Genomic DNA, 6,868 nt, shown 5'->3' with positions numbered 1-6,868 from the left:
GAACCCCTGCTTTTCCTGCTGTGTAGCAGTTATAGCAGAACAAATCGCACCACGCTCCTATTCATCCTGTATGAGATTACGATTGGCGTTATCTTTCAAAAGGGGAGACCAATCCCGAGTCCTCCGCCGCCGGCAGAGTCTTTGCATTATCCAATTAGATGTACAAAGAAAAAACTCGGTTATTATCTACCACACGTAACCCTCCATTCTTGAAATTACTCCCAACTTATCACGTTTTGGCAATTCTTTTGGTGCTGTTCTCTCGGCAGGGGGCCGTGGTAAGATGAAGAAGTCCGTTCCAATATAAGCCAATCATGCTGGAATCTATAGGTACGAGCGGGGCTTGCTCCGTCCTGATTATCATAAACGGCGCCATGAATTGCGTTACTGCCGCTATTATTTCGTGAAGGAGCTGGTTTGCATTCTGCAATGAACAGGAGCCCGGTTCATGTTCATGAAGAGAAGAGAGAAATACAAAGGAGGATGCACATCATGATTCGCATCAGAAAGATGGAGCTGGAGGAATATCGTAAAATTAAAGAGATCGACCGTTCGGAACAAATTAACTTGATATATGTCAATCAGGGAGATTCGATCGTGGAACAACCGGCGGGCCATGAATGCCCGACATGGAATCAGGCTGAATTGAAGGAGCTGGAGGAGAGATTCCAGTATGAGCTGAAGCATGGCGGTCTGGCGATTGGCGCTTTTGACGGGGAAAAGCTTGCCGGATTCGGCGTACTGGCTCATCGATTAAGAGGTCCCGACAACGATCGAATACAGGTCGATCTGATGTATGTCTCCAGGGCGTACCGCCGGCAAGGCATTGGGAGCCGGATTATTCAGCTGCTCTCAGATGAGGCGAGGCACCGCGGAGCGAAATATTTATATATTTCCTCGACGGAGACCGAATCTGCCGTTCAGTTCTATCACTCCTGCGGCAGCAAGCTGACCCGGGACAAAGATCCCGACCTGTTCGAGAAAGAGCCTCATGATATTCATATGATTATTGCGCTGTAACCCAACTTGTTGGAATAGAGGCGAGGCGGATGAAGGCGAAACCAGCCGCCACCAACAACTGGCTGCGCATCGCATACAGCATCGCTCAGAGCGGCATGATTGACAATCTGGATGCAGGGGACCCGGAGATAATCTATTATAAGCGGGCCTACTAACAATGGCGCATGGCGGCCAGTGGCTTCATCCCGCGCCGCTCCGGAAGGGATGCGTCCAGCGGTCTGCGCCGGGGAGCGAATATGGATGTTGAAAGAGAGCCTTCTAATAGGCTCTTTTTTCTGCTATGGTAAAGAAAGACAGCGGTTGCAAACAAGGGGGAAGGAGGGACATACGGGCAGGGCAGTCAAGCTATTTATTACCGATGCTTGCATTGTCGATGCGGTTCCTAAGCTGCCGTCCACCGCAGCCGGAATCGGGAAGCGGCATCATCGCGAGGAGCCATATTATCGTAATTATCAAGTGTACAAGAAGGAGTAGATGGAATGAAGGATCGTCATCTGTTTCTATTTGGCGGGGGACCGCCGTTCGGGGAAGAGCTGGGAAGGAAGTTCGCGGCAATCGCTTCAGCCAGGAAGGGGAAGACAGCGATATTATTCATCGAGAGAGACGGATGGCGAGAGTATATGCCGACCTGCACAGAGGTGCTGGAACGGAACGGATTGACCGAATTGATGTATTTGGCGCTAACTCCCCAGCCTTCGCGGACGGCGATTGAGCAGCTGCTCGGCTGCAACGGAATCGTCATCTGCGGCGGAGAGACGGAGCGGTATCGGAGCCATATTGTCGATACGGTGCTGGGGAGCGTTATCCAGGACATGTATCGCAAGGGCGTTCCGGTGGCAGGATTCTCTGCCGGCGCCCTGATCATCCCGGCCGACTGTGTCATCCCGGCGATCGATAATGCCAGCAATACGAATCTGTGCCTTCAAGGATTGGGCTTGCTCCGCGATGCCGTAGTCAGCGTCCATTACACGCAATGGAATGAGGAGGAGAACCTGAAGGCAGCGGTTCTGCGGACCGGGGTATCCATTGGGTATGGGATGGATGACGGCACGGGCGTGTATTTCATGAACGAAGAGCTTGTGCAAACGGAAGGCGAGGGGCTATACCGCTTCGCCCGGCAGGATCTGCAATCGTAGGAACAGCTAAAAAGCGCATTCCTCTGCTGGAATGCGCTTGAATCGGGACGCGGCCGCTGAACTATATCAGCCGCAGCAGCGCAATGACGAGCACGCCGGCGACCATCGCCCAGAGCGGGCTTTTGCTAAGCCAAGCGGTCAGGCTGGTCACGACGACCGCTACATAATACATCCATTCGATCCGGCCGTCGACGGTCGGGTGGTAGAAGATGGCTGGAGCGACGAGCGCGGCGAATACGCCAATCGGCACATAGCGGAAGCCGCGTTCGATGCTGGGCGACATCTTGATGTACCGGGCGAGCGCCATGCTTGGATACCGGGTCAGGTAGGTCGCTGCGGCGGCAACGCAGATGACGATAAGGATTGGCAGCGAGATCATTTGGCATACACTCCTACGGCAAATGCGGCCGCCGCTCCGGCGAACACCGCTCCGGACGTGCCGAACCAAGGAAACGCTAGCACGGAGGCGGCAATCGCGAGTCCGGCTGCCGCGGCGTGGCTGCGTCGCTTAAGCATGACGACGAGCAGACCGAGGAAGGCCGCCGTGAAAGCGAAGTCCAGGCCGAACCGGGCAGGATCCTGGATGAATCCACCGATCTGGTACCCGACAGCCGAACTCAGAACCCATGATAGGAATACGCTGCAGCCAGCGCCTGCAACGTAGCCGACCCTGAGCTTGCCGCGCTGCGCCTCCATCATGGACACGCTGTAGCTCTCGTCCGTAATGATGTGGCACAGCCAGAGCGGCTGTCCCCGGCGGCATGATTCAAGCTCGCGGCCCACGGACAAGGTATAGATGATATAACGGGCATTGATCAGAAAGGTGCTAAGTGCAATCGTCCACAGGGCCGCATCCTGCTGAAGTAAGGACAGGATCGTGAATTGCCCCGCGCCGGAGACGACAAAAAAGGACATCGCAATCGTCTCCAACCATGTGAAATGATTGGCGTTGTTGGCCAGCGCGCCGAACGCAAGACCATACGTGAACACGCTCACCGCAAGCGGAAATACATCGAAAACGGCTTTCGTAAACCCTTTTCGTATTGGTATATTCTTTGGTATTGTGGATGATACATAGCCCGCCATTCCGATATGCTCCTCTAATATGTTATCGTAAGCCATGAGATATAATATAACATACCGGCAGGCGGAAGCAACTACTTTTCTATCAAATTTTTGTCATTTTATTGTGAAAGTGTTTGAATTTTGAACATCTCTGCATCTTAGGAGGAAGCTATGGAAAAAGATTTAATCTCAGACCGGATCGGCAAGCGGCTTCGTCACTATCGGCAGCAGCTGAACCTGACGCTGGATGATCTGGCGGAGCTTACGGGCGTAAGCAAGCCGATGCTTGGCCAGATTGAGCGGGGCAGCTCGAACCCTACGGTCGCTACGCTGTGGAAGATTGCTTCCGGCTTGCAGGTGCCGCTCACGGCGTTCATATTCGAGAATCCGTCCCTGAAAGTGGTGCGGGCGGAGGATCAGCCCCAGTTCCGAGAAGACAACAAGCGCTTCGAGGCGTACAACACGTATGCGGCGCCTGGCGTCTCGCTGGAGACGTTCCGGGCCCGGCTGCTTCCGGGCTGCTCCTATCAATCGGAGCCGCACGGCCTGGGGGTGATTGAGTCGATCACCGTATTTGAGGGAACGCTGACGATCGAGATCGGGCCGGAGACGAGCACGTTAAGCAAGGGGGATGCCATCTCGTTCTCCGCGGAGACCGGACATATCTACAAAAACAACACCGATGAAATCTGCGAGATCGCCGTATCGATTCTGTATTCTAACGTCTCCAGCCCCAAGTCTTCCATTTAGGGCGGGCTGTGCAGCGCCTTGCGTCTTACGCGGAAGTTCGCATGTTCTGGCTATCAGTGCTTTATCCTATTGCGAAGGAGTGTGTTATGTGGGCCAACTGCGCCTGCAGGAAGCCGGGCATCGGCATGCTGCTTCAAGCCGCCGCTGATCTTTGGGAGGCGGCGCAGTATTTGATTGACCGATCGATAGGCAAGGAATAACGAAGCTGCGTCTCCATTCATGCAGATATCCTATATGTTACCGTACCACTACCCAATCAGAAGGACTAGGTGATTCCATTGTTCAATTCTATCTCCGCAACCGCATAACATCGAACGGAATAGGATGGAGGATGTCGAATGGAGACGACACAAGGGAATCAAGTATCATGGAATGCCAATGCCTATCAAACGTGGCTGAATCGGTTCGGCCAGCCGGAAGAAGCAGCGGCCCGGATCAAAAAAGACCCGGCGAAGCGGATCCGAGAATTATTAAATATGCAGGGGATTCTCCATTATTTTCAGGAGATGGGCCCTCTGTTCGACGTGGTCTTCCGCCTGTTGGCGCAGGGAGGCCGGTTGATTCTGCAAGATTTCCATCCCGTATCGACGAAGCTGATTTCTTCGCGGGGGAAGGGCTTTATGTGAAAACGCTGAAGGAACTGCCGAACCTCTCGTGTGACTTTTTCGATAAGGGCATACCGAAATCCTATATCATCGTGGCGGTTAAGCTCTAGGGGGCGGAAGTGCAGTCATGTCTCTTCACGCAGAGCTTCTTCATAGGGCAAGCAACTGGCCCGGCAGCATGCCGGGCCTAGTCATGTTACAGCAATGCGATAGCAAGCAGGACGAATAAGCTGAGTGTAATAATATCGTTGCTGGAAGAGTAGGGGTAGAATCCGGAAGTCTTGACTTTGCCGCCACTCGCTTCAGGACGCAAATAGACATTCTCTCTATCCACATTCACAATCGTTCCGACATATTCCTTGCGGTCTACGGTCAGAATTCGGACTTTTTTGTTCATGCAATATAAGCAATTATGATAAGCTTCCATTGGTGCTCCCCTCCTTTATCTTTACACTATGATGTTCGTGCCGGGGAGGCACGGCAAATTAACACCCGGCTTGAGGATATTGCGAGGGCTTGTTTGCGTTTGGGATGCTGAGAACGAGATCAACGAAGCGAGCCGTACGACAAGATGTAGCTAGCCTATATAACGGAACTATTTAATGACCATTATTATTAATGTAGTTAAATAAAATGAAGGAATGATTCTGCTACCGGATCAGCAGTGCATTCCACGATTAGGAGGTTCGTTGGGCTATGAGGATAAGAACCGCGTCCGCAGACGATGCGGCAGCCATCGCCCAGGTTCATGTGGACAGCTGGCTGACTACATACTCGGGCTTGGTGTCGGAAATATTTCTCCAATCCCTGCGCGTTGAGCGCCGCAGGATAGTGTGGGACAGGATATTGACCCAATTGCCCCCCGATCAGACACTCATTGTCGCCGAGACGGAGGAGCACGGGATCATCGGCTTCCTCCATGCCGGCAGCAGCCGGGAGCCGGACATGGGTTATGACTCTGAACTATACGCCGTCTATTTATTGGCGGAAGTCCAGGGAAGAGGCTGGGGAAGGATGCTGTTCGAGCGGATGGTTGCCGACATGAGAGAGAAGGGACATACCTCGCTGCATTTATGGGTGCTGGAAGGGAATCCAGCGATTGCCTTTTACCAGAGGATGGGAGGCTGGGCCCGGCATACGAAGGAGATTCAGATTGGAGACAGCAGGCATACCGAGATTGCAATGGTATGGGATCAGGTAGGCTGGACCGGCAATGAATCCGCAAGCGAATCTTCCGCGGCTGAGCGTGCCGGCGCGTTCCCGGACAAGCATACGCTCGCCTCGTTCATCGCCGGCTTGAATCGGGATCCGAAGCATCATGTCGGCTATTGCGGTCAGGAGCCGGAAGAGATCGAGCATGCGCTGGAGCATGAATTCCCCGCTCTGGTTGAAGCCTTCGCCGTACAAATGGAACGAGGCGAGCTGGTTGGAGCGCTTGGATTGGATATCGATGCGGGCGGGCGGTCAGCGGAGATATGGGGGCCGTTCCTAAGTTGTCCGCAGGATGAATGGCAGCGGCGCGCAATGCAGCTATGGCACCGAATGAGGAACGAGCTGGCGCATCGGGTGGATACGTTTTACGGCTTTTATCACGAGATGAACCGGAATGCCCAGCAATGGATGATGCAGCTTGGGGCCGAGCTGAAGAGCACGGAGGTGGTGCTCGAGGCAGAGCGTTCGCTCCATACCAGGCATGCCCACCCGTCCGTGCGGGAAATATCATCGCTTCGCTCAGAAGAATTTCTTCGCTTGCATAAGAGTGTATTTCCCGGAACGTACCGAAGCGGTCCGGACATTTTGGAACGAATCAACGAGAATTATTGCGTCTTTATGTTTGAAGACGAGGATGGCTTGCAAGGATATATTTACGTGGAGCGGGAGCCGGAGTTCGACGAAGGCCGGATCGAGTTCATTGCCGTCGCTCCTTCGGCTCGGGGGAGAGGAATCGGGGCGGCGCTGCTCCAGCGGGGGCTAGGTTATCTATTCGAAGACCCCCGGATCGAAAAGATAACGCTGTGCGTTCGGGCGGATAACGAGCAGGCGCTGCATTTGTATCGCCGAGCCGGCTTCCGTGAATTGCACCGACTCCGCTTTTATGCGATTGCGGGTCAGGAGTGAGCAGGCGATTGAGGCCGGAGCGGCCGCAAGCCTGCCAAAACGGGCTTATGGTTACTGAAGCATAAGGGAGAAGGAAAATGACATTGCCTTTTAGCGAAGTTCAGCTTGCGGACATGAGCGGCATTGAGGTAAAGTATTACACCGGAGCGGCGGCGAACCGTCCCAATGATAAGA

General features: G+C 53.9%; 10 protein-coding genes. 7 read left to right on the top strand and 3 right to left on the bottom strand.

Annotated features, from left to right (window positions below):
- Nucleotides 1-492 precede the first annotated feature (492 nt).
- The 4 genes from DQX05_RS13460 (at nucleotide 493) to DQX05_RS13450 (ending at nucleotide 2,156) form a co-directional block, all read left to right on the top strand.
- Nucleotides 493-1,020 (top strand): GNAT family N-acetyltransferase, encoded by a 528-nt coding sequence (locus DQX05_RS13460; RefSeq protein WP_119794119.1) that lies wholly within the window; start codon nucleotides 493-495, stop codon nucleotides 1,018-1,020.
- A 29-nt stretch (nucleotides 1,021-1,049) separates the two neighbouring features.
- Nucleotides 1,050-1,175 carry a hypothetical protein gene (locus tag DQX05_RS32045; protein ID WP_259391975.1) on the top strand — a complete coding sequence of 42 codons (126 nt, stop codon included), beginning with the start codon at nucleotides 1,050-1,052 and terminating at the stop codon, nucleotides 1,173-1,175.
- A 145-nt stretch (nucleotides 1,176-1,320) separates the two neighbouring features.
- On the top strand, nucleotides 1,321-1,494 hold the full coding sequence (locus DQX05_RS13455; RefSeq protein ID WP_220483174.1) for a hypothetical protein: 174 nt from the start codon (nucleotides 1,321-1,323) through the stop codon (nucleotides 1,492-1,494).
- A gap of 5 nt (nucleotides 1,495-1,499) precedes the next feature.
- Complete coding sequence (locus DQX05_RS13450) at nucleotides 1,500-2,156, top strand: Type 1 glutamine amidotransferase-like domain-containing protein (protein WP_119794117.1); 657 nt, start codon at nucleotides 1,500-1,502, stop codon at nucleotides 2,154-2,156.
- Between the two features lie 61 nt (nucleotides 2,157-2,217).
- Here DQX05_RS13450 and DQX05_RS13445 read toward each other — a convergent pair whose 3' ends face one another.
- Together DQX05_RS13445 and DQX05_RS13440 are read right to left on the bottom strand one after the other, a co-directional pair.
- Nucleotides 2,218-2,535 carry an AzlD domain-containing protein gene (locus tag DQX05_RS13445; RefSeq protein ID WP_087440547.1) on the bottom strand — a complete coding sequence of 106 codons (318 nt, stop codon included), beginning with the start codon at nucleotides 2,533-2,535 and terminating at the stop codon, nucleotides 2,218-2,220.
- Nucleotides 2,532-3,242, bottom strand: coding sequence for an AzlC family ABC transporter permease (locus DQX05_RS13440; RefSeq protein WP_119794116.1), 711 nt, complete (start codon nucleotides 3,240-3,242; stop codon nucleotides 2,532-2,534). Before DQX05_RS13440 ends, DQX05_RS13445 begins: the two co-directional genes overlap by 4 nt.
- A gap of 150 nt (nucleotides 3,243-3,392) precedes the next feature.
- On the opposite strand from DQX05_RS13440, the gene DQX05_RS13435 reads away from it, so the two are divergent.
- Entirely contained in the window at nucleotides 3,393-3,971 is a 579-nt protein-coding gene (locus DQX05_RS13435; protein ID WP_119794115.1) for a helix-turn-helix domain-containing protein, read from the top strand.
- A 338-nt stretch (nucleotides 3,972-4,309) separates the two neighbouring features.
- Entirely contained in the window at nucleotides 4,310-4,597 is a 288-nt protein-coding gene (locus DQX05_RS13430) for a hypothetical protein (protein WP_259391974.1), read from the top strand.
- A gap of 175 nt (nucleotides 4,598-4,772) precedes the next feature.
- On the opposite strand, the gene DQX05_RS13425 is transcribed toward DQX05_RS13430, so the two are convergent.
- Nucleotides 4,773-5,003, bottom strand: coding sequence for a hypothetical protein (locus tag DQX05_RS13425; RefSeq protein WP_119794114.1), 231 nt, complete (start codon nucleotides 5,001-5,003; stop codon nucleotides 4,773-4,775).
- Nucleotides 5,004-5,272: 269 nt separating this feature from the next.
- On the opposite strand from DQX05_RS13425, the gene DQX05_RS13420 reads away from it, so the two are divergent.
- On the top strand, nucleotides 5,273-6,694 hold the full coding sequence (locus DQX05_RS13420) for a GNAT family N-acetyltransferase (protein WP_119794113.1): 1,422 nt from the start codon (nucleotides 5,273-5,275) through the stop codon (nucleotides 6,692-6,694).
- Nucleotides 6,695-6,868 lie beyond the last annotated feature (174 nt).

This window comes from Paenibacillus thiaminolyticus, assembly GCF_003591545.1.
Taxonomy (GTDB): domain Bacteria; phylum Bacillota; class Bacilli; order Paenibacillales; family Paenibacillaceae; genus Paenibacillus_B; species Paenibacillus_B thiaminolyticus_A.
This window is presented reverse-complemented; position numbering and strand designations above follow the sequence as displayed.

Coding starts and splice junctions, on each gene's coding strand:
- DQX05_RS13460 (WP_119794119.1), top strand. CDS start 493: ATGATTCGCATCAGAAAGATGGAGCTGGAGGAATATCGTAAAATTAAA.
- DQX05_RS32045 (WP_259391975.1), top strand. CDS start 1,050: ATGAAGGCGAAACCAGCCGCCACCAACAACTGGCTGCGCATCGCATAC.
- DQX05_RS13450 (WP_119794117.1), top strand. CDS start 1,500: ATGAAGGATCGTCATCTGTTTCTATTTGGCGGGGGACCGCCGTTCGGG.
- DQX05_RS13445 (WP_087440547.1), bottom strand. CDS start 2,535: ATGATCTCGCTGCCAATCCTTATCGTCATCTGCGTTGCCGCCGCAGCG.
- DQX05_RS13440 (WP_119794116.1), bottom strand. CDS start 3,242: ATGGCGGGCTATGTATCATCCACAATACCAAAGAATATACCAATACGA.
- DQX05_RS13435 (WP_119794115.1), top strand. CDS start 3,393: ATGGAAAAAGATTTAATCTCAGACCGGATCGGCAAGCGGCTTCGTCAC.
- DQX05_RS13430 (WP_259391974.1), top strand. CDS start 4,310: ATGGAGACGACACAAGGGAATCAAGTATCATGGAATGCCAATGCCTAT.
- DQX05_RS13425 (WP_119794114.1), bottom strand. CDS start 5,003: ATGGAAGCTTATCATAATTGCTTATATTGCATGAACAAAAAAGTCCGA.
- DQX05_RS13420 (WP_119794113.1), top strand. CDS start 5,273: ATGAGGATAAGAACCGCGTCCGCAGACGATGCGGCAGCCATCGCCCAG.